The following is a 22,212-nucleotide window of genomic DNA, read 5'->3' on the forward strand; positions in this document are numbered from 1 at the left end:
CGCTAGTAGGAAAGTTTTAAGGTTGTTTTAAATTATATTTCATTATCTATAATGACAATATATATTACCATTATTATATAATGTAATGAATCTGTCATACGATTTAATTTGTTATAAGAAATCCTCTCCTTGTAGCTAAAATGGTGCACAAAATTATGCCTTAAATTAAATAATTCACTGATGTCATTCCTCCATTCAGGATAGTCTTTGTTAAGTTTGTAAGAGTTAATTTTTTTATCTTCATATATTGATCTGAGATTACCAGAATCATACTCTCCTATGAATTTCAAAAATTTCTTAGAAACAATTAAACTTATGATACGATCTATTTCATCTAAGTTTTGAAAAGAATAATAATTTGCAATTATATCATGAGGTTTGAGCTTTTTCTCTGTAAATAATTTTGATGCTTCCCAAAGAGATATCTTATCTTTAAGTAATTCTCTAATATTATGATTATATTCTGTTAAATCATATTTAACAAGTTGCTTAAAAAACTGTTCAATTGATGATACTAAGTTAATAATGTAGTTTTTTCTAGCATGATATTTTAAAGTGATTTCTTCCGCTTCAGTTTCTACTAATAGTAGTAGATCAAATGCTACAGAAGTATTGTTAAAAAAGTTAGACAGTGTGTCTTTTTCTCCTCTTTTATAATTAATATTTAGTTTGTTATTTCGTTCAACAATCTTATTGTAAAACCTGTAATTATCTCTTGTCATTATTTATAAATTATTAGTACAATATATGATGTTGGATTATATATGGGATCATTTATTCATTATACAATATCGAGAAATAATACATTAAAAAGCCACTTCCTAAAAAAGAAAGTGACTCTCTATTATACTTGATTAAACTATCGATTATAAATTCGCGATACTATTTTTTTAACAAAATGCTACATCCGCATCTCCTGATTCTATGATTTCATAATTATCACTAGTAATTTTTAAACCACAACCATGTTCAATATCAAAGCTAACTCTAAATTGTAGCCCATATAGTTCTTTTTCATCTTGTTCATAAAGAATAAAAACATTCATTAGTTGTATATCATTTTTTTGAACCTCTGTATTATATTCATTTTTAGCCCTATCTATAACTGCAAGAATAGCTATTTCATACCATTTTGAAGAATCGGTTAGAAATCTAGCTATTTTAGATTTATAATTTCCGGTTAATTCTTCTTCTGATGCATCCAAACTATCGGATAGCGTAATACAAACTTGATTATTAGATTCACTAATTGAAGTATAAAACTCTAAATTTTCATCAAAAAGTATATCACTACTGTTCATAATAAATAATATTAATTAAGGGCATTTTGCATTTAATTTTTTAGCTTCTGCCTTTGCTTCTGGACTTTCATATACTGTTCCAGTATGATCTTCAAAACCTTTATGTGGTTTACTTGCGTTATGATCTGCCGAGCTTACTAACTGCATTTTAGCAGTATTAGTTTCAGGGTCATAATCTACATGATGCCAAACAACATCACCATGAATTTCTTTATGTGCATTACCTGTTGGTTTGCCTCGTTTTCCATTAAGACCTACATTTGAATTTGCAGCTTTGAAATCTTGACTTCTAGATCCTTGCATTTGAATTGTTGTTTCAGCTATAACATTATTTTTAGGGAATACCACTTCCTCTAAAAGCCCATATGGGTCAACAAAAGTATTACTATTACGTACATATGAATACAGGTTAGGCATCTTTCCAGCTAACCCAATCGGATCCTGCGAGATGTAAGTTTCACTATCGGGATTGTAGTACCTAAATCTATTATAATACAGCCCTGTTTCAGGGTCTTCATATTGTTCTTGATATCTAAACGGGCAATCATTCAAAGAACCTTTTACAAGTTTACATACTTTTCCGTAAATATCATACTCTACTTGCCAAGTTTTTTGCCCTTTGCTATTGTACATCTCTACGGGTGTACCTAGATAATCAGTGATGATGGAATAGGTTTCGTCATTAATGATCTTAGCAGTAGGTTTAAATGTACCTTCATCAAATATCCAAGTGATCAGATTCTCAATAGGTTCGGGTTTACTTTCTGCGAGCATTCCAAATTCGTCTACTACGAGTTGGGGTCTATCTTTTAGATCATATTTCCACTCATGCAATGGTACATTACCATCCCATACCCATCTGGTAATTTGTTTTTTGGCACTGGGTTTAAAAGGGGAGGGGAGTGGCTAAATCTTATTACCGATTATCGGTATAAATTTTATCTAAAATAAGTATCCAGTATTTTCTCTTTATTTTCTTTTCCACCACCACCAGACATTATCTCAATAGCAATCTTATAATCTTTGGGTATTTCTCGATTAAACTTTAAATCCTTGCTTGGATCGACATTTTTACCTGCCTTATAACATAGATATAAACGCTCGTTTGTTAAAGGAAATATTCCTAAACTAGTTAATTCGTGATCGTCTATGATATTATCTGAGTTTAAAGGTATTTCTTCTAGTATAACAGAATCGATAACACCGCTGGGGTGTGGTCTAGTTCTCATCTCCGGTGTTGGACTCCACCACAGATCTTTTTTTACTAAACTCCCTCCTGATTCTGAACCCAAAATATAAAATTCTTTTTCGTCTTCCGTACCTTCCCATACCTTTACTTTTCGATTTCCAGATTTTCCGTTTATCCAAGTATCAGAATCTTTTCTTTCTAAATCAGGAATAGCATTTTTTAAAACGGAAACATTACTGTGTTTTAGAAATGCAGCTACTATAGATTTAGTGAAAAGTGTTTCAAAAACACTAACATCCACATTACCCCAATCTTCATCTTCTCTAAATACATTATAAAATCTTAAAAAAGGAGATTTTAACATTTGCGCTAATACAAATGTTCCTTTTCTTGTTTCTATACTAATTACTTTACCTTCTTTCCAAGGTGTAGCTCTTTTTGCCATATATTTTACCTAATATTTTTAACCACAACTAGCTTTTACTTTCTTTTTATTATGAGCATCTGCTGCGTCTAAGTATTTTTGTCTATTTTGATTATTTGGTCCGACAGGGTTTTGTTTATTTGATGTACCGTCTAACCCGCCATCAGCTTCAAACCCTCTTTGTTCTAAACCTCTCGCAGTTCGTTTACCTTCAACTCCTTCGCCAATGTAATCAACTTCAGGGGCTACATCAAAATCACTAAAATCACCACCATATCTCCTATTAACAATATCATCACCAGTTAAACCGTCTTCTATTGGCGCACTCGCATATCCGTGATATGGTTTCCCATCTTTAATTCCTGAATATTTGACATGTGTTCTATTTGCTCCAGTCTGAACATTTAGTCCAAAAACATCAATAAATTTATTGGAATCAGATACATAAGCATACATTGTAGGGTTCATACCAAATAACCCAATCGGATCTTGGGATATATAAACTCCTTCATCAGCAGCATAATACCTATAGCGGTTATAAGCTAGCTCTGTTTCTTCATCAAAATACTGCCCTTGGTATAGAAAAGGTATGAACGTTTTATCTCTTGTAAAGCCACATACTTAATAGTACTACTACTTTATACCAGAGATACCATATAATATTACAATAAAACCACTGTAATATCCAGTGGTTCTATTGATTTTATTTTTTTACATAAAGCTATACACCTAGCAAATTACCTGCTTTGCGTAAAGCTTCTAACTGCACTGCGGTAGGTTGCCCGCCAAAATCTTGTTGTGCCTCGTTGTACAAGCTCCTGCCATGACTATCGGAAGAGCCTTTGCTACCTGTATGTTTTTTGTGCGATTTCTCGGCACTTTTACTGCCTGCGACTTCTAGCAACGCCTTAGCCTTGTTGTAATCTTTGTCTTTGATTGGCATATCTCTGGTTTTAAGGTTACTTTATTTTTTTTACTATGTTTTTTCCTCATAATTAACACTCGTTACAAACTAGCACTAGCACATACTATAATCGAGCAGGAAGTCATACCTCTATTCTAATATTTCAATTTCTCCTTTATTTTGACTTTTTATATAATCTTCAATTTCTTGTAAAGTATATTTTTTCTTTGTCTTAACTGTTCGATCTATTAATTGAAATTTAATGTCTAAATTCTCATTATACCCAGTTGGTATTTTAGGATATTTTGCCATTGGTGTAGAGAATAATTCGTGAGTAATGTTTGGTATATCTAAACCTAACTTATTCCTTATTTTAAAAATATTTATTAATTCCATAGGAATCAATCCACTAGCTAAAAACTCTTCATTCTCCCATTTTTCACCGCTTTGTAATCCAATTGCATTTAAATGATAATCACATAATTCGTCCCAATAACTTAACTCTATCTTTGAAAGATCGTCCCAATTATCTATTATTTTTTGATAAATACCATAACCATCTCCATATTTTAAGATCAAATCTTTTACAGGATTCTCTCCTAACCATTTTTCTATTAAAAATTGTACTAATTGTGAACTAGGATAAACTTTTTGTTTTTCAAAATCCTTGTTTGATAAATTATTCTTGTCTGACAAATAATGTAGCGATTTATTAAATAATTTTTTAATTAAATCTTCTCTTTCAACATATAAAGCGTATTCATAAGCATCTTTTAAATGATCGATCCATTCATCGTTACTATGACCATATACCCAAAACATTGCTGTTCTTTCAAAGTATTTCCAACAATCATCGTCTCCTTGAAATAGTAAGTTTTTTGCCTTTATATGTGTGCAATTTGGGATTCCATTTAGAACTTTATAAATTATATCCGAGTAATTCTTAAGTGTATCTTTGTCAGTAAAATTACCATATTTTCTAATAAAATCATTATTACATGATTCTACTTCATTATTATATTCATAATGCTTAATAGCTTTATTTATTAAATTCCTCATTTACTTTTATTTACACTTTAATCTAATTGAGCGCTGATCTATATTTATTTGAAGTAATTTATTTTTTAGTTTACCTTTTGCATTAGCTTTATCAATAGTATCCATTAAATTCTTCTGATAATTAGGCATATTTTTCCATCTACCATTCGTATTACCAGAGATTTTTCTAATATTATTATTTGTCCATCTGGACATATTACTCTTACTCCTCCATTTACTTTGGCTAGTTTTAACTTCTATAATATTAATATCTCCATTAGCGGATTTAGTAACTAAGTCAAAACCATGTCCAGAAGCATTTTGTACAGATCCAAGGATTTGGTGCCCTTGTTTAGATAAATAATTTGCTGCTACTTTTTCGCCCCAAGCACCTATTCCAGTTAGCCCAAAAGGATCTACCCAAGTAGTAGAATCATGTACATAAGCATACATATTGGGCATTCCTCCTTCTAGTCCAATGGGGTCCTGACTAATATAAGTTCCCGTATCGCTTGAGTAGTACCTAAATCTGTTATAATACAATCCAGTTTCCACATCTTCATATTGCCCTTGATATCTAAACGGGCAATCATTCAAAGAACCTTTTACAAGTTTACGTACTTTTCCGTAAATATCATACTCTACTTGCCAAGTTTTTTGCCCTTTGCTATTATACATCTCTACGGGTGTACCTAGATAATCAGTGATGATGGAATAGGTTTCGTCATTAATGATCTTAGCAGTAGGTTTAAATGTACCTTCATCAAATATCCAAGTGATCAGATTCTCAATAGGTTCGGGTTTACTTTCTGCGAGCATTCCAAATTCGTCTACTACGAGTTGGGGTCTATCTTTTAGATCATATTTCCACTCATGCAATGGTACATTACCATCCCATACCCATCTGGTAATTTGTTTTTTGGCACTGGGTTTAAAAGGGGAGGGGAGTATGGTTTTGGCGGTTCGCCTGCCAAGTGCATCATATTCGAATTTAATAATATCTCTATCGGGGGTGTTTACCGATTTTAGCATTCCATTGCCATACCATTGATACTCATATGTTCCTTGGTGTGTGGCCTTAGTGATTAGGTTTCCTTCTTTGTCATATTTATATGTGTTTCCATCGGCTTCTAGGAGTTGTCCACCTTTACCATATTTTCTGTCGGATCTGCTTTCGGTTTTATAAAGGTTTCCTACTTCGTCTGGGAGTTTATAATCGAATTGCTTGTTTTCATACTTGGCACTAGCGAGGTTGTTAAAGGCATCATATCCATAGCTGACTACTCCGTTTGTTAATTCATCAACCATCTTGGTTAAGCGATCATTAACATTCCATGCATAGGTACGGTGGCGTGTTTCTCTACTATTAACGGTTATTTTTTGTTGTATGGGTCTGCCTGCATCATCGTATTGGGTATGTTTTATAACGCCTCCTGGTAGTGCTCGTTCTGTTTCCATACCGATACTATTGTATGCAAATTGGGCTTGCCAAGGGAGGTTTTTTTGTTTTTGGGATGTTTCTTCTTCTAAGTTAGGGGATACATTGGCTGATATATTTTGTATTTGCCCTAGTTGATTACGGTTTAGGTTGATATCTGCTCCTAGACTGCTGTTTATTTGGATACGATTGCCTAATGCATCGTACTTACTTTCTATTGTATGACTGTCTTGGGTTTCTGTTACTATTCTGCCTGTTTGATCGCGCTCTAGGGATAACTGACTATGTTGGTTTATGGCTTCTATAAGATTACCGTCTTGGTCATAGCTATAGGTCTCCCAGGTATTATCGCTGTGTTCTGCACGTATAATACGACCATTTAGGTCATATTCGTATTCAGTAAATTTATCATCGGGGCGTTTAATTCGTAATACTTTTCCTGCTCGGTCTCTGTCGTATTGGCGTACTAAACCATCAAATCCTGTTTCGGTTATGATCTCTCCCTTAGGGTTGCGAGCGAATAGATAGTGTTCTTTATGCTCATTGGTAATACTGGTCAGTTGCTCTTCTGTATTGTATTTAAAATGTACTTTTTTACCATTTTCTTCGCGCATTTGCAGGCTTCCCATGGGGGTGTATTGAAAGTTTATTTCTCGCTTGCGCTGGTCTTTTGTTTGTAGGACTTCGTTATAGGCGTTATACTTAAGGTGTATGGTGTTTTTATCTGCTTGATGGATTTGATGTATACGATCTAATTTATCATAAAAAAAGTGTTGTTTATGATTTTCGGCATTTTTAGATTGATAACAACGCCCCCAAGGATCGTATTGCCAAGTGGATTCTGCGCCATTAGGTAGGGTCATCTTGGTTAAATTATGGTCTTGGTCATATGCTAGTTCGGTGATATTACCGACATTGTCTCTTACTTGGTCTATCAATCCGATCTTATTATAGGTAAAAGAGGTTACACCACTGTCCATACCTATTACTGATTGTAATTGATCTTGCTCATTAAAGGCTTTAATGATTGAACCTCCCTTAGGATATTGGGTGAGTACTAGTCTATCTTTTTGATCATAGACAAAACTGATTACGGAGCCATCGGGTTGGTGTAAGGCTGTTAGGTTGCCTCGATCATCATAGCTATAACCTGTTAGGTTTCCTTCTTCATCGATATCTCTATACAATTCATTGTACTGATTATACTCGTGATAAATAGTATTCTCCATGGGGTCAATAACCTGAGTACATAGGTTATCATTATTAAAATAATAAATGCTTTGTTGGTCTAATGAGTTTGTAATGATATTATATCCCTGGTGATATTCTAAGGTACCTGATAGGATGTTGTCATCTCCCCATGTTTTGATACATTTAGCTCCTGTTGTATCTCCGTTATACTCCCAATAAAATGCCTGTCCATTTCGGTCAGTTTTTTTAATCATTAGGTGGTTTTTGTATTCCATAACGGTTGCTTGCCCTAGTGCATCTATGATATGGGTCATATCGCCTTCTTCATTATAGCGATAGGTAATAAGGGTTCGTATCTCTTCTTGGTGTTTTGCGGTTATTTCGATAATCCTACCTGCGGTATCTGATGTGATGTTTAGAATTCTACCTGCGGTATCTTTGATTTGTTCTAATTGCTGTACTGCATTGTAGTAAAATGTAATGCTTAATCCTTCTGGGTTTTCTAATCGAGTGGGTTTATATAGATCATCACCTATTTTAGTAAAGGTATACGTTTGCTGATTATTATGGTTTTTGATCGTGTATGTAGTGCCATTGATACAGGTAAGTGTTAGTTTTTCTGCTCTGTTATAGGCTTTTTCTTTTTCGGCTACTAACCAAGGGAATGTAGTTATTCTACCGTCTGGCAATCGCATTACTATAGTGTCTTCTTCTTGTACTATATGTAGGGCTAGATCATAATTAGAATGCATGCCGTAGCCTAGCATACCATGGTATGATGAATCGGAGTACCAGTTGCGCTCCCAAGTAATGGGTATGATTCCTGGTAAGGTAAAGTCTTCTCCTTCATATACCATTCGCCCAGTGATTAAATCAACGGGTTCAAATCCCATTTTACAGAGTTTTTTACTGAGTCCTTCTGTAGCAGGGAATTTTTTTAATACTTTGTTATTTAGTTTTTTTAATCCTTTTTTTCCTAGTTTGCCTAATTTTTTCATTACTGCACCAAAACCTAATGTAGATAGGGCTCCTATTATGGCTCCCATCATATCGGGCACATAAGGACCTCCTACAAGTACTGGTTTGCCACCTGGTAATGGTATGGTGGCAGAAGTTGGCAGATACATACTTGGTGGGGCTAGAGGCATGCCTAAGTCATTACAGGTCATTAGCATGTATCCAGAGGGGCTAAATAGAGCGTCCTCGGCACTTACTTTTTGACTGCCATAAAAATTTACAGAATCATGTCCGATAGCTGGCATCATAGCAAATGCTCCTCCTAAGGGGATATGGGCTTTCATTCCTAGCATGCCTGCTGTACCACTATTACCTTTAGGGACACAATTAACGTTTATTGTAGAGCCTATTACAGGCACATAGTCTATAGGGTCCATAACTATACCTATAAACGGATGTGGTATAGGAGTGGGGATACCTGGTGGGATAATTACGATATGGATGTCTACACCTACAATTGGTGTAAAGTGTTTGTTTGCTAGTAACATATTAAAACCAATTTAGTATCGTTAGTTTTTTCTTTTCCATTTCTTTGCGCTTTTCTTCTACATTCTTTTTCCAATCTTTGTCATCTACCTGCGTCATAAATAGGTCTATTTCTTTACATTTCTCTATATCTTTATGCTTTGTACAAAAATTATAATAGTCTGCACTAATAAAATTGATACATGTGGCTTTTAATGTATCATGGGGTAATGTGGTTCCATAGGTATAAGATTTTATAAGTAGTTCTTGGTACTTGTTTTTATCTTTTTTCTTAATGAGGTTATAGGCTAGCCACCATGCGGATAATGATTGTACTCCTAAGTTATATTGTATGGCTGCATCTGCTTGTTTACAAAATAGATTTGCGGCTAATTCATTTTTTTTTTGCATTTGCTTACTACTAGCTTGTAATCCATAATTCTGGATTAGTATTGGTTCACAGATTTTATCTCCTGTTACTATTCCTTGTTTGGTAATGGCCATACCTTTTAGTAATAAGTCATCTACTAATTCATATTCTTTAAAGTTAAATAAATAGCCTGCGTATATTAAATGGGCAGTTGCATAACTAGATTTTAATCCTGTTTTTTTGGTTATTTCTAAGCCTTTATTTCCCCAATTGTGTAATCGTTTTAGATTACCTTTATTAACACTATTTCCCATCTCGATCATACATTTTCTAAACTGCACTTCTGGATCATTAGGGTTTCCTTGCGCTGCTAATTTATTGATAGCTCCATCTAAGTCTAAGGGTACGGATAGTGATTTAGAAATTTCTTCATATTTCTTCATAATGGTGTCTAAATTACGCTTGTTTACATCATCGAATAGCATAATTTTTACATTTTCAGGGATTCCATTACTGACTAATTTATCTATCCATTTTTGATATTCTTTTTCGTTTTGGATAGCATTAGGAAAGAGTGTTAGTACTAATGGTAATTCTTTATTAGGCATTGCTTGTTGAAAGGATTGTAGCATTTCTAAAAGCAAATTATAATGAGAATCAGTATGTTCTATTTCTTGTTTAAATATTTCAGTATTCCAATTAAATTCTATTGTTTTATCAGTGATTGCTTGCTGAATATTTTTATCGTTCTCGAAATTTTCTAGCCAATCTTTGATAAGTTTTTTACTGTGTATTTCTATATCTTCATATGCCGTAAGTAATACTACAGGAATACATGGTAAACTTCCTTGATCGGTAGATTCTAATTTTAAAAAACCTCTATATAGTCTTTTTTGATCGGGTTTTATTAACCAACGGACTAATTGTATATGCTCATTTGGAGCTACTTCATCAATCCATTTTTGCTGAATCTGAGAAATTAATCTAGCTATAGGGTTATGCTCTCTACTCATTAGCTACAATTAAGGTTCAACATTCCTCCTTTGACATTTGTAGCCATCGTACCATCAATATCGGTTGTAGCACTTTCTAATTTTAATTTAGTATCTCCTTTGATATTTGTATTAGCGGCCATTACATTCACTTGGGTAGTACTTTTTATAGTCGTTTTAGAAGTGCCATCGGCTAAAATTTCTTGGGATTTTATTTCTACGTTATTAGTGCCTTCTACAACTACTTTTTTAGAAGCATTGATTTCTATTTCTTCTGATGATAATGTTATTTTTTTAGGGGCGCTTATGGTTATTTCTGATTTAGACGTATTAAGGGTTACTGAGTTTCCGTTTTTATCAGTAATTGTAATTGATTCTTCTCCTTCTTTATCATTTAGCGTTATATTATGCCCACTTCTACTACTAATTGCTTTGATATCGTTGTTATCAGATTTCCAATCATTAGCATTGCTGGTTCCTGTATATAAAGCTCCCATTACATAGGGGCGTTCGGCATTATTTCCTTCAAAACCAACAAGAACTTCTTCTCCTTTTTCTGGGGTAAATTGTAGTCCTTTACCACCTCCGGCATGTGGGGTAAGTACGCGTAGCCAAGGGGTTTTTTGTCCATCTAATTTTTGCCATGGAAATTGTACTTTTATACGACTCATTCCTTCTGGATCGGCTGTGTCTGTAACGACTCCTACTTGTGATCCACTTTGTGGGAATGCCATCATATTGGTATTAGGGTATGCATCTAGTTCTGAGGTAACTCCCTCGAATGTATTATGATAATCTCCATTTTCTGTATTGGTATGTTCTACTTTAGTAATTCTATAACTACCACATTGTGCACTATCTCCTTCTATTCTAACAATTTGCCCGATCTGAACTGCAGGGTTATCACTAGTTCCTTTAAGAAGCACTTGTTTGATTTCTTCTGCTTTTTTTTGCTGCTCTACATGTATATCAAGCCTATGTTTTAGTTGTGAATCATTGTATATATTAGTGAATACTCTGGTTTCTTTACTATAGAGTTCTTTACTTTTTTGATTCGTAAAATTGGTGTATCCGTTTGCTCCAGAGTTAATCTGTGCAGTGGCTTTTTCTTGTTGCTGATCTGCAATGTAATCATTAGTAAAGTACTTGTAATTATTGGAGGTAGGGATTAGATGAATAGAAAACTGATGTAAATCCAAACCATAATTTAGTGTAATTGTATCACCTTGTTCAGGTGCGCCAAAGATTAGTTTTTTACCACTATAATAAAACCATTCGCCATATTGTGCGGCTAATCGACTGATGTACTGGTATGCACTTTCTCCATTCTGTACACTGTAATGTAATGATTCTCTATAACGAGGTGATATAACAGTCTCTAGCTTAGATTGATCATATCCTCGTAGGGTTTCTTGTAGTATGCTGGATAAATTTACATCACTATGGGATGCGTAATGAGGTCCATCATCTATAATAATATCACAACTACGGGCTTTAATAATAACCAAGTCACCATCTAACTTATTACTACCCTTACTATTATCTATAGAAGTGACAACACCTTTAAACTCTAGTTTTTTATGATTGGAGTAGTTATTTACTGACTCAACTTGTATGGTAATGATCTGCCCTAAGAAATTTTTGCTTTCTGATGCAATTTCCTGAGTGAGGTTATCCAAAACATCCATACGGCAGACGAGTTCTAGGTAGTGATGTTTGGCTATGCTCTGATCTAATGTGAATTCTTTAAAAGAATCAATAGGATTGCCTCCTATATATATAAGTGTTTTAGATTGTAATCCCATAGCCCTTTTATTTTTAGTCTAAATTATCTAATTGTGTATTGTAATTATTATAAGTGTATCTTATAATAGATGTTAAAAACTATATAAAATACTTATTTCTATAATCTTGTATTTAATGATTTTTTATACGTGATTTAGAAATGAACGATTGATATATGTATTCCTACAAAAAATATCAAAAACAGAAATATGTCTTATGAAAATAGGTAATTTCTTGAAAATTAGAGATGTAAAATTCATTTTTTTTTACTTTATAAAGTAAAAAAGGGGTTTTCCCCCCTCTTTTAAATACCTTATAAATGACTTATGATTTCTAAATACTAAAAAACAAATAATGGATGGAGTATAGTTGTGCTATTTTTTCCTACAAATTAGAAGTTAAAACATTAAAAAAATAAACAAAAACGAATTATAACTAAACTAATAAATTAGATATGCTATTTTTATAATTTCCTCCTATAGGTATTTCTATAGTATTAATTTCGATATCATTTTTTGTATACGCAGTTACTTTATTCCTATTTACGATATAAGAACGGTGTACTCGTATAAAGCGATGGTCTAATTTTTTTTCGAAAGAAGAGATACTATATTTAACAACATGATTTTCAGTATCTAAATAAATTTTGATATAATCTTTTAGACTTTCTATGTATATGATCTCATCGAGTTTAATTTTAACTTGTTTTCTATTTTTTTTGATGAATAGAAATGAGTTTTCGGTAGTAGTATTTATTGATGTTGGTGGAGGTAGAGTAGGAGGGCTTTCTTTTTTCTGTGAAGCTATAAATTTTTCGATAGCTTTAAAAAAACGTTGAAAAACAATAGGTTTTAAGAGATAGTCAACAGCATCGAGTTCGAAACCATCAAGCGCATAATCTCTATATGCTGTAGTAAAAATGACTTTTGGTTTATGAAGTAAATTTTTAAAGAAATCGGTGCCTTTTAATACAGGCATTTCGATGTCCAAAAACATAAGATCTATAGATTGTTGTTGTAAAATAGTGCTTGCCTCTATTGCACTGGCACATGATGCTACTAGCTCAAAATTGTTTAATGGGGCTAAATGTGTCTCTATTAATTCTCTGGCTAATTCTTCATCATCTACAATTAAGCATGTATAAGTCATATGGCTTTTAATTTTAGAATGATACTATAACTATCTTTTTTATCTTCTATTACTAAATCATGCTGATCCATGTATAATAACTCTAGTTGCTTTTTAATGTTTTTTAATCCAATACATTCTTTATTTTCGTTAGAAATGGTCTGCGTTTTAGAATTTTTGATATTAAAAACAATATGATCTTCATTAGAATCAATACGTATAGATATATAGGCTTTTCCTAATTCTTGACTTACTCCATGTTTAAAAGCGTTTTCTATAAAAGTTAATAGTAATAGAGGTCCTATTTTGACTTCTTTAGTTATGTTTTTTTCAAAAGATATTTCTACACGTTTACCATATCGTATTTTTTCTAAAACTATATAATTTTCAATTAACTCTATCTCTTTAGGTAGTGATACAAACTTATCATTACACCGATATAACATATAGTCTAAGATGTCTGATAATTTTTCAATAACTTCTGGGGTTTGATCTGATTTTTTTAATGCAAGAGCATATAGATTATTTAAAGTATTAAATAAAAAATGTGGGTTTAATTGATGTTTTAAAGCGATCAGTTCTGCTGATTTTTTTTGTTCATTAAGTTTTAAGAGTTTTTGTTGATTTTTATAAAATCGAGCCATCATTAATAAAGCGGTAGGAGTTATAAACTTAATACTTTTACTTAAGAATATTGGAAAGTTAAGGCATTTTGTTAATAATGATTTTTTGGCATATTCTTTTGCTGTTAAACTATAAAACGCTACGTATTTGGGGTCATAATAGTATATCTTAATAAAGTTATATAGCGCATACATCATAACCAATAGTATAAATAGCCAAAAGATGAATTGTACAATCTTGTTTTTATTTAAAAACCGAGGAACTAATACATACATTACAATATATGCTGTTAGTATTTGTAAACTAATTAGTATCCCATTAGATTCAAATAACTGCTTATATCCACTATAAAAACTAATATTAGCTGTTATAATAAAGTATGAAAATATAGCTATCCAAAATAGAATATGCTTAAAAAACGGAGTGTATAAAAAACGATATGTATTGATAAGATTGCTCATAATGACTGACTAAAGTACAATTATAAAAGTACTAATGTATATAAAAGTAGCTAGAATTGGTTTTGATGATGTCATATCGATGGTTATAGTAGATGAACTTTCTTTTTATAAAAATAACCTTTCTGATTACGTAAAAACTGGATTGGTCGATTTTTTTAAAAAGATGACTATTTCAAATCTATTTTTGAGAAAACAATATTATTAAAAACATGAAACATTTGTTCTTTATCGTATTCTCTTTATTATGTTTTATAGGGATTTCACAAAATAATAATAATGCTAATTTCATAGAAAAGAAATTAGTAACAAAAACAATTAAGAAGTACATAAATGGTAGTTCTTATAATAAACTAGATGTGTTAGAGCAGGTTTTTGCAAAAGAAGCTACGTTATATTTAACCATAAAAGGGGATCTAAAAATAATCACCCCAAAAGAATATGTTGCATTTTTTAAAGGAGAATATGGTCAATCTAATGGTAGAATAGGAAAAATTCTATCTACTGTAATACATCATGATATTGCTACTGCTACAGTCGAAATTTTGATCCCTGATCGAAAACTAAAATTTATAGATATTTTCTTGCTAAGGAAAATAGAAAATGAATGGAAAATAATTAGTAAAACAGCAACTATGCAACATCTCTAAATTTAAAACTCTACTGAATTTAGAACACTTTTTTTAACCTATTAGGGCATTTAATTTTATAAATAATACGGATAAACTAATACTGCACATGGTTTATCTTAATTATTTATATACCAATATTTTAAATTATTAAAATAAATAGCACTACTGCTCTTAGTATGATCACCAGAAGTTAAACAATTTTAAATACCATATACATTATGAAAAATTTACAAAACAGAAAAAAAATAATTTTAATGCTTGTTTTATTAATAAGTATTATGACAACAACATTTGCTCAGGATTCTGATTATAGTAAAGTAGAAAAAACATTGTCATACTATTTAGATGGTAGTATGATGGGGGATTATGAGGTTATAAAAAAAGCTTTTCATGCTGATGCAACAATGAGAAATGTTTCTGCTAAGCATGGATATCGAGATTTTATTGCATTAGAGGTTTTTAAAAAAGCAAAAAAACGGACAGAACCAAAACCAAATAAAACATATAGGATAACGTATATTGATATTTCGGGAAATGCTGCAAGTGCTAAAATAGAAATAGCATCTCCAAGCGTGACTGTTACTGATTATATGCAGTTACTAAAAATTAATGGGGAGTGGAAAATAGTAGGCAAAATTTATGATGTAAGAAGGTTAGAGGGGAGTAAACAATAGATTTTATAATAATGAAAAAAATACTATTAATATTCTGCTCTTTACTTGCTGTATATAGTAATGCACAGACAGAAGCTATTACTTTTAATGATAGCAAGATTGTAATTGATGGGAGATTGGATGAGTCTATATGGAACAAGCTTCCTACACGTTCTGATTTTTCTAATTATTATCCTAAAAATACAGGAACTGCAACACAACAAACTACTGTAAGGTTATTTCATAATGGTACTCATTTATATATTAGTGCTGTTTATCAAGATACTACACCTGTAGTACAACTAGGTTCTTTAAAACGTGATGATATTTCTAATTCTGTAGCTGCTAGTGACGCTTTTATTATTGTTATAGATACTTATAACCAACAACAAAATGGGTACTATTTTGCAACTAATATGGGAAGTACTCAATCCGATGCTCTTATAGAACGTACTGATGATGGTTTTTTAATTAATAGAAGCTGGAATACTGTTTGGAAAGCTAAAACTAGTGTAAAAGGAAATCAAAAAATATACGAAATAGAGATTCCATTAAAGGCATTAGGATATGCTACAGAAACTCCTACTTGGGGGCTCTTATTTTATACCAGAGATATTAAAACTAATGAATGGACTACCTATACTCATATGGATCGTAATTATAGAATTTTTGATCTACGATTTACAAAACCATTTATGGTAGAAAAACTATCAAATAATAGTACTTCTCGATTAACCATTACACCATCTCTAACAATTAACCATCAAGAAGATGTTACTAATAGAAGTGATGATACTACACTAAAACCAAGCTTAGATGTGCAATATAATGTAACATCATCCTTAAAATTAGATGCTACAATATATCCTGATTTTTCTCAGATAGATGTAGATCAGCAGGTTACTAATTTAACTCGTTTTGCAGTAGATTTCCCAGAACAGCGTAATTTCTTTTTAGAGAATAACGATTTGTTTTCTAATCTAGGAACTGATGGAGTGAATCCTTTTTACTCTAGACGAATTGGAGCTGTTAATGAAATTCTTTTTGGAGTAAAACTTTCTGGTAATATCGCAAGGAAAACACGTTTAGGAGTTCTGGATGTAGCGACCAAAGAAAAAGATACGGATCCTGCACAGAATTATGCAGCATTAATATTACAACAACAATTGTCAAATGCTTTTACAACTACAGGGTTTTTAATCAATAGACAGCAAACAGAAGATTTTGATTTTTTGAACAATTATAATCGAGTAGGGGGGCTTAACATAAATTATAAATCCGGAAATAATAAATGGACGGGGCTACTAAATTATGGAAAAAGTTATACTAGTAATTACTCAGGAGATACTAATTTTTATAATATAGGGGTTTGGTATAATACATTAAAAACATCATGGAATACAGCTATAAAAAAAGTAGGAAAAAATTATATTACAGATATCGGTTTTGTACCTCGATTATTGAATTATGATCCTATTAGTGATACTACTGTAAGAGAAGGGTATACACATGCTAATGGAGAATTATCACTAATGCATTTTCCTAAAAAATCAAAAAAAATTGATTCGTATAGGTATCTCCTTCTTAAAAACAATTCTTATTGGGACAAACAAGGTGTATTGACTCAGTCATCATTTTTTTTTAATAATGCATTATGGTTTAGTGATTTATCATCGATATATGCTAATGTGTATTATGAATATGAAGATCTAAAATATGCATTTGATATATTGAAGAATGAGAATTTTATTGAACCTGATGTTTATAATTATGTCAGTTCTCAGATAGGATATAATTCAGTTTATAATAAAAAAGTTTCCTATAATATTGCTGCACGCTATGGTTCTTATTATAATGGATTCAGATCCAGAGGATATATGAATATGCAATACAGATTATTGCCTTTTGCAAAATTACAAGCAAGATATGAGGTTAATAAAATAGATCTCAGAGAATTAGGCAAAAAAACATTTCATCTAGCTCGATTTATAGGAGAACTATTTTTTTCTAATAGATTAAACTGGACGACTTATGTGCAGTATAATACACAGTTTGATAATTTTAATATCAATAGCCGATTACAATGGGAATACAAACCATTATCATATGTGTATTTAGTCGTAACAGATAATTTTAATAAAAATATTCATAGAGCAAACTGGGGAGTGTCTTTTAAAGCGAATTACCGGTTTAACCTCTAGCGATTCTAAATAAGAAAAAAAATGTTATAACACAATGTTTTAGAATACGTTTCTTAAGTTTTATGTCGCGATCTTTTAAATAATTATACCTCGAGTAGATGTATTCTAAAGGGTATTGCTAAATAAATCTTATTTTGCAATATAATAATACGCAAATTAAATTTTGTAGATGGAAAATATTCTAGTAGGGGTATATATATGTCTTGCTGTGCAAATAGCAATCGTGGGAATGATTAACCTTTTTCAGAATACAAAACGGAATAAGGTTTTAGGAGTGTTTTGTTTTTTACTTATTTTTTCTCTGTTAAAAAGAAGTTTTTGGGAGTCTATAGAAGGATCTGCGTTATATTGTGTATTTGGGGGACCTCATGAATTATTATATGCTCCTCTATTATATACATATTTACTAGTTTCTCAAAATAATACTAAAATTTTTCTTAGACATATTAGTATCGCTTTTGCAGTATATCTGATATTACACTTTTTGGCAATCATATTTTTTAGGGATTCTCATTATACTATTGCACCTTATTTTTTGTTTTCAATCATTAGTTTTAGTATACTCTATTTCTTAAAAGGTATTAGACTATTTAAACATCAATTACGTGAAAAATTAGACTCTTATCCAAGAGTACGTTTTCAGTTTTTTTATATTTCTGCTAATGTGTATATACTTTTAAAAACTTTTGTTATCGCTATAGCTTTATTCAATAGATTAGTTAATCATTCAATCCTGAATGCTATTTATAAAAATTTCTCTCTTCCTGTTTTTTATTATGTCGTGGTCCCTACATTTCTTATTCTTTGCTTGATTTATATATTTTATGCTCTTACAGAAGTTAATGCTTTAAAAAAGAGTTTTATTGGAGTGAAAATTTATAAAAACGAAAGACAAGATACTTTTGATTATAAAAAAATAGAAAGTTTATTAGTTAATGATAAGGTATATACAAATCCTAATCTTGGTTTGCTTCATTTTCTGAATGAATCTAATCTAAAAAAAGAAATAGTTCATCAATATCTAAATGATCATGATTATGAAAATTTTCAGGATCTAATTAACAGCCATAGAATTGAAGATTTTAAAGAAAGACTTGTTAATGCAGGTTTTGATAAGTTTGACCTGTTTAGTATTGCTAAAGAATGTGGATTTAAGTCTAAAGCTACTTTTTATAGAGTTTTTAAGAAAAAAGAAAACATAACTCCAAGAGAGTATCTTCAAAAAATAAAACATAGCTAATACACTCTTTTTTAAAATGTTAAAAACAAATAAAAAAAGTCTCATTTTCGATAAATGAGACTTTTTAGATTGCATTTTAGATATAATATAGCTGTATTATGATTAAGTTTCCAAAAATAATTAAACCCGTATGCATTAGAACTTCGTTATGAAGTTTTGAGATACCATACATACAGTAATTTTCTTAGTTTTAGCGTAGCATCGCTACGGTTAAATTAAACAATCAAGTGTAACGTATGTATTTGCAGTAGCTCAAAGATGTAATAGATTTTCTAAATGCATAAAGTGAGTTAAACTGTTCTTTTATGAAAAGACTAATATGTATACTTTTATTTATTACTATATATAGTTGTCATAATACTATTAAACAAGATATTATTATTACAGAAAAAGATCTTATTCCAGAGGGTGTAGCATTTAACAAGCGTACAGGGATCACTTATATTGGAAGTACTTATAAACGAAAAATCATTCAAATAGATACTACTGGTAAAAATGAAGATTTTATTCCTGAAGAATTCGAAGGTATTTGGAGTGTTTTAGGAATGGAAGTAGATGAAAAAAATAACTTATTATGGGTAAATACTGCTCATGCTAATCAAGTGATGCCATTAAAAAAGCCTACATCCAATAAAGATTGGATGACTAATATTTCTGTTTTTGATATCGATAAGAGAAAGCTTATAAAAAAATATCCATTACTAGAAAAACAAGCTTTTTTTAATGACCTTACTATATTAAATGATGGAAGAATATATGTCACAGAATCAGTACATAATAGAATTTATACGACTAGTTTTAAAAAAGATAGTGTATCACTTTTTGTAGAATTTAAAAATTTTACTTTTCCTAATGGTATTACTTACGATCAAACAAGCAATATGTTATTTATAAGTTCTAATCAGGGTATCATAAAGATGGATCCAGATACAAAAAGTTATATGTTGCTTAAGACAAAGGGAGATATTGATGTAAAAGTGATTGACGGACTAACTTTTTATAAAAATTCTTTAATAGGCCATCAAAGTACAAAAGTTTCTAGATTTTATCTAAATGACGAGCATACAGAGGTTATAAATGTTAAAACCCTAAATTCTGGAAAAGAATTTGATTCCTCTACAACTGGTGAATTGGGAAATGGTGGAGATTACCACTTTATAGTCAATTCGCAGATAAGAAGTGGAGTATACAAAGATAAAAAAGCATTAAAACCAATGGATAGTCTAGAGAATATAATAATCCGAAAAATTGAATTGCAATGAAAATAAAGTTAATTATATGCTATAGGTTTATACTGTTATGTTTTCTAGGGATCATTTTATCATGTACGACAGAAAAAAAGACAAATAAAGAGGAAGAAGAAAATAAAATTCTTCAATTACATCATCTGCAAAAGGAATATCACTTTAAAAAATTAGCAAAAGAATTTGCTTCGCAGATGTCTACGGGTTTTATCTCTGTTAATAGAGGTGAAATTAAAAAGCCTACAAAAGGAGACAATATAAAGAAATATGATACCTATTTTAATTCTGTAACGTTCGAAAAATGGGATGATATTTCGCCCCCTATAATTCGGTTTTCTGATGAGTATACTATGGCATATACAGTAGTACATAAAGTAATAAACCAAGTGAAATTATAAAATTATAAAACTAATAATCAAAGAGATGAAAAAAGAAAAACAGCTACTAGTATTATTTCTTATTACTGTTTTTAATCTTGCAGGGCAAGAAAATAAAGCTATTACTAGTGAGACAACATTGCTTAATACGATTTCTGTTTTCAATAAAGCATTTAAAGAAGGAGATGTTACAAAATTAGAATCAATGATAACCGATAATTATATACATACCAATGGTTCTTCAAAATCTATTGGAAAAACTATGTGGTTGGCTTATTTAAAGAAGAGAAAGAAGACAATAAGAAACGGTGATTTAGTAGTAAACGCTTATGAAATGAAAGAAATGCAATCAGAATTGTATGATAATTTTGCAATTATTACGGCCAAAATAATGACTACAATTACTAAAGGAGGGACAGTAGAAGAAAATCAATATAGAGTATCACATGTTTGGGTAAAAGAAAATAATGTTTGGAAACGTGCTGCATTTCATGATACTAACATTACATCTAAATAAACTTAAAAGATTCTTTATAATTTTTCTAACACAATAGATATTACATAGATGAGAACATACATTTTTATACTCTATCTTTTTTTAGGCATGGTTTATCAAGCCTATTCACAAAAAAAAATAGAAAGCGGTTATACAATTTTACAAAAAAGTATACAAGCACACGATCCAGGTAATAAATGGAGTACCACTAATCTACACGTTCATATACAAGAACCTCGATTATCTAACCCTCATAGGTATTCAATAATTAGAATGAATAATAAAGAGCATAGTTTTGAATTATCGAGAAGTAGAGGTCAATACATCTCTAAACACTTTATTGATAAAGAGGGGATAAGTACAACATTATTAGATAATGCAATAATTACTGATAGTACTCTTGTAAGACGCTATAGACTTCAACCAGAACGAAACTTTAATTATCAAAAGTTTTATCAGCAGTTATTAGGCTTACCGATGTCATTAAATCATGCTACTATTGACAGTTTAGGTACTGTAAGTAAAGAGGTTTTTAATAAAACAGATAGTTATAAAATAGCACTAATACTAAAGGAAGCTGTATTTTCTAAATATTGGAATGTATACATTTCTCAGGATGAGTATACAATCTTAGGGATAGAAATTAGGTTCCCTGAAGATACTTCTAAAGGAGAACGCCTTTATTTTACTGGAGTGATTCACATAAATGGAATAAAAATACCTAGAATAAGGCATTGGTATGAGTATTCTGATCATACATATTCTGGGTCAGACATAATTGTTAAAACTATTTTAGATGATAATTAATTTTAACAATTACAATTCGCTGTTCTTTAATAAACATTTGATCGGTTAGTGGTGGTAGTCTTAGAATTCTCCATGCACTACCATAATCTTTTATTTTTTTAACAAATAAGATATGGCATCATATTGTTTAGACGCAATTGACTGAACTGAGTGAAAACTACTCGTCAGGAACTCCCGATTGGCTGCCCTGAGTGAAAACAGCTCATTGGGAACTCCCGATTGGTTGCCCTGAGTGAAA

General features: G+C 31.1%; 21 protein-coding genes and 1 pseudogene. 9 read left to right on the forward strand and 13 right to left on the reverse strand.

What is annotated here, in order from left to right; all coding sequences use genetic code 11:
* Positions 1-32 precede the first annotated feature (32 nt).
* The 12 genes from N456_RS13765 to N456_RS13820 form a co-directional block, all read right to left on the reverse strand.
* Complete coding sequence (locus N456_RS13765) at positions 33-722, reverse strand: HEPN domain-containing protein (protein ID WP_062058220.1); 690 nt, start codon at positions 720-722, stop codon at positions 33-35.
* Between the two features lie 168 nt (positions 723-890).
* Positions 891-1,301 (reverse strand): hypothetical protein, encoded by a 411-nt coding sequence (locus N456_RS13770; RefSeq protein WP_062058222.1) that lies wholly within the window; start codon positions 1,299-1,301, stop codon positions 891-893.
* A gap of 15 nt (positions 1,302-1,316) precedes the next feature.
* Positions 1,317-2,135, reverse strand: a complete 819-nt coding sequence (locus N456_RS24880) for an RHS repeat-associated core domain-containing protein (RefSeq protein ID WP_062058226.1) — start codon at positions 2,133-2,135, stop codon at positions 1,317-1,319.
* Positions 2,136-2,239: 104 nt separating this feature from the next.
* The gene (locus tag N456_RS13780) at positions 2,240-2,935 is read right to left on the reverse strand and encodes a hypothetical protein (protein ID WP_062058229.1); all 696 of its coding nucleotides are present in this window, start codon (positions 2,933-2,935) and stop codon (positions 2,240-2,242) included.
* Between the two features lie 18 nt (positions 2,936-2,953).
* Positions 2,954-3,505: an RHS repeat-associated core domain-containing protein gene (locus tag N456_RS13785; RefSeq protein WP_082422536.1), complete on the reverse strand. Its 552-nt coding sequence runs from the start codon at positions 3,503-3,505 to the stop codon at positions 2,954-2,956.
* A 130-nt stretch (positions 3,506-3,635) separates the two neighbouring features.
* The gene (locus N456_RS13790; RefSeq protein WP_062058235.1) at positions 3,636-3,857 is read right to left on the reverse strand and encodes a hypothetical protein; all 222 of its coding nucleotides are present in this window, start codon (positions 3,855-3,857) and stop codon (positions 3,636-3,638) included.
* Between the two features lie 111 nt (positions 3,858-3,968).
* Positions 3,969-4,877 carry a hypothetical protein gene (locus tag N456_RS13795; protein ID WP_062058238.1) on the reverse strand — a complete coding sequence of 303 codons (909 nt, stop codon included), beginning with the start codon at positions 4,875-4,877 and terminating at the stop codon, positions 3,969-3,971.
* A gap of 6 nt (positions 4,878-4,883) precedes the next feature.
* Entirely contained in the window at positions 4,884-8,990 is a 4,107-nt protein-coding gene (locus tag N456_RS13800; RefSeq protein WP_062058241.1) for an RHS repeat-associated core domain-containing protein, read from the reverse strand.
* A 1-nt stretch (position 8,991) separates the two neighbouring features.
* Positions 8,992-10,350 (reverse strand): hypothetical protein, encoded by a 1,359-nt coding sequence (locus N456_RS13805; protein ID WP_062058244.1) that lies wholly within the window; start codon positions 10,348-10,350, stop codon positions 8,992-8,994.
* Complete coding sequence (locus N456_RS13810; RefSeq protein ID WP_062058247.1) at positions 10,350-12,134, reverse strand: type VI secretion system Vgr family protein; 1,785 nt, start codon at positions 12,132-12,134, stop codon at positions 10,350-10,352. Before N456_RS13810 ends, N456_RS13805 begins: the two co-directional genes overlap by 1 nt.
* A 415-nt stretch (positions 12,135-12,549) precedes the next feature.
* A complete protein-coding gene (locus N456_RS13815; RefSeq protein ID WP_062058250.1) occupies positions 12,550-13,263 on the reverse strand; it encodes a LytR/AlgR family response regulator transcription factor in 714 nt (237 codons plus the stop codon).
* On the reverse strand, positions 13,260-14,327 hold the full coding sequence (locus N456_RS13820) for a sensor histidine kinase (protein WP_062058253.1): 1,068 nt from the start codon (positions 14,325-14,327) through the stop codon (positions 13,260-13,262). The genes N456_RS13815 and N456_RS13820 overlap by 4 nt, the downstream gene beginning before the upstream one ends.
* A gap of 34 nt (positions 14,328-14,361) precedes the next feature.
* Between N456_RS13820 and N456_RS24510 the strand changes: the two genes are divergently transcribed.
* The 9 genes from N456_RS24510 (at position 14,362) to N456_RS13860 (ending at position 21,974) form a co-directional block, all read left to right on the forward strand.
* Positions 14,362-14,532, forward strand: a complete 171-nt coding sequence (locus N456_RS24510) for a hypothetical protein (protein ID WP_158447892.1) — start codon at positions 14,362-14,364, stop codon at positions 14,530-14,532.
* 4 nt (positions 14,533-14,536) lie between these two features.
* Complete coding sequence (locus N456_RS13825; RefSeq protein ID WP_062058256.1) at positions 14,537-14,974, forward strand: nuclear transport factor 2 family protein; 438 nt, start codon at positions 14,537-14,539, stop codon at positions 14,972-14,974.
* A 200-nt stretch (positions 14,975-15,174) separates the two neighbouring features.
* Positions 15,175-15,630: a nuclear transport factor 2 family protein gene (locus tag N456_RS13830; protein WP_062058258.1), complete on the forward strand. Its 456-nt coding sequence runs from the start codon at positions 15,175-15,177 to the stop codon at positions 15,628-15,630.
* Between the two features lie 11 nt (positions 15,631-15,641).
* Positions 15,642-17,810 (forward strand): DUF5916 domain-containing protein, encoded by a 2,169-nt coding sequence (locus N456_RS13835; protein WP_062058261.1) that lies wholly within the window; start codon positions 15,642-15,644, stop codon positions 17,808-17,810.
* A 169-nt stretch (positions 17,811-17,979) separates the two neighbouring features.
* Positions 17,980-19,050, forward strand: coding sequence for an AraC family transcriptional regulator (locus N456_RS13840; RefSeq protein ID WP_062058264.1), 1,071 nt, complete (start codon positions 17,980-17,982; stop codon positions 19,048-19,050).
* Between the two features lie 305 nt (positions 19,051-19,355).
* Positions 19,356-20,312: an NHL repeat-containing protein gene (locus tag N456_RS13845; RefSeq protein ID WP_062058267.1), complete on the forward strand. Its 957-nt coding sequence runs from the start codon at positions 19,356-19,358 to the stop codon at positions 20,310-20,312.
* Complete coding sequence (locus tag N456_RS13850) at positions 20,309-20,692, forward strand: hypothetical protein (RefSeq protein WP_062058270.1); 384 nt, start codon at positions 20,309-20,311, stop codon at positions 20,690-20,692. The genes N456_RS13845 and N456_RS13850 overlap by 4 nt, the downstream gene beginning before the upstream one ends.
* Positions 20,693-20,717: 25 nt before the next feature.
* On the forward strand, positions 20,718-21,188 hold the full coding sequence (locus N456_RS13855) for a nuclear transport factor 2 family protein (RefSeq protein WP_062058273.1): 471 nt from the start codon (positions 20,718-20,720) through the stop codon (positions 21,186-21,188).
* Between the two features lie 48 nt (positions 21,189-21,236).
* A complete protein-coding gene (locus tag N456_RS13860; protein ID WP_148639330.1) occupies positions 21,237-21,974 on the forward strand; it encodes a DUF6503 family protein in 738 nt (245 codons plus the stop codon).
* A gap of 13 nt (positions 21,975-21,987) precedes the next feature.
* Here N456_RS13860 and N456_RS23745 read toward each other — a convergent pair.
* A pseudogene (locus tag N456_RS23745) lies at positions 21,988-22,086 on the reverse strand (nucleotide modification associated domain-containing protein); the annotation flags it as partial.
* Positions 22,087-22,212: the final 126 nt, after the last annotated feature.

It is taken from the genome of Aquimarina longa SW024, assembly GCF_001401755.1.
Taxonomy (GTDB): Bacteria; Bacteroidota; Bacteroidia; order Flavobacteriales; family Flavobacteriaceae; genus Aquimarina; species Aquimarina longa.

What these genes read in the sequence shown, in the direction of transcription:
- N456_RS13765 (WP_062058220.1), bottom strand. Translation starts at nt 722, where the DNA reads ATGACAAGAGATAATTACAGGTTTTACAATAAGATTGTTGAACGAAAT.
- N456_RS13770 (WP_062058222.1), bottom strand. Translation starts at nt 1,301, where the DNA reads ATGAACAGTAGTGATATACTTTTTGATGAAAATTTAGAGTTTTATACT.
- N456_RS13780 (WP_062058229.1), bottom strand. Translation starts at nt 2,935, where the DNA reads ATGGCAAAAAGAGCTACACCTTGGAAAGAAGGTAAAGTAATTAGTATA.
- N456_RS13790 (WP_062058235.1), bottom strand. Translation starts at nt 3,857, where the DNA reads ATGCCAATCAAAGACAAAGATTACAACAAGGCTAAGGCGTTGCTAGAA.
- N456_RS13795 (WP_062058238.1), bottom strand. Translation starts at nt 4,877, where the DNA reads ATGAGGAATTTAATAAATAAAGCTATTAAGCATTATGAATATAATAAT.
- N456_RS13800 (WP_062058241.1), bottom strand. Translation starts at nt 8,990, where the DNA reads ATGTTACTAGCAAACAAACACTTTACACCAATTGTAGGTGTAGACATC.
- N456_RS13805 (WP_062058244.1), bottom strand. Translation starts at nt 10,350, where the DNA reads ATGAGTAGAGAGCATAACCCTATAGCTAGATTAATTTCTCAGATTCAG.
- N456_RS13810 (WP_062058247.1), bottom strand. Translation starts at nt 12,134, where the DNA reads ATGGGATTACAATCTAAAACACTTATATATATAGGAGGCAATCCTATT.
- N456_RS13815 (WP_062058250.1), bottom strand. Translation starts at nt 13,263, where the DNA reads ATGACTTATACATGCTTAATTGTAGATGATGAAGAATTAGCCAGAGAA.
- N456_RS13820 (WP_062058253.1), bottom strand. Translation starts at nt 14,327, where the DNA reads ATGAGCAATCTTATCAATACATATCGTTTTTTATACACTCCGTTTTTT.
- N456_RS24510 (WP_158447892.1), top strand. Translation starts at nt 14,362, where the DNA reads ATGTATATAAAAGTAGCTAGAATTGGTTTTGATGATGTCATATCGATG.
- N456_RS13825 (WP_062058256.1), top strand. Translation starts at nt 14,537, where the DNA reads ATGAAACATTTGTTCTTTATCGTATTCTCTTTATTATGTTTTATAGGG.
- N456_RS13830 (WP_062058258.1), top strand. Translation starts at nt 15,175, where the DNA reads ATGAAAAATTTACAAAACAGAAAAAAAATAATTTTAATGCTTGTTTTA.
- N456_RS13835 (WP_062058261.1), top strand. Translation starts at nt 15,642, where the DNA reads ATGAAAAAAATACTATTAATATTCTGCTCTTTACTTGCTGTATATAGT.
- N456_RS13840 (WP_062058264.1), top strand. Translation starts at nt 17,980, where the DNA reads ATGGAAAATATTCTAGTAGGGGTATATATATGTCTTGCTGTGCAAATA.
- N456_RS13845 (WP_062058267.1), top strand. Translation starts at nt 19,356, where the DNA reads ATGAAAAGACTAATATGTATACTTTTATTTATTACTATATATAGTTGT.
- N456_RS13850 (WP_062058270.1), top strand. Translation starts at nt 20,309, where the DNA reads ATGAAAATAAAGTTAATTATATGCTATAGGTTTATACTGTTATGTTTT.
- N456_RS13855 (WP_062058273.1), top strand. Translation starts at nt 20,718, where the DNA reads ATGAAAAAAGAAAAACAGCTACTAGTATTATTTCTTATTACTGTTTTT.
- N456_RS13860 (WP_148639330.1), top strand. Translation starts at nt 21,237, where the DNA reads ATGAGAACATACATTTTTATACTCTATCTTTTTTTAGGCATGGTTTAT.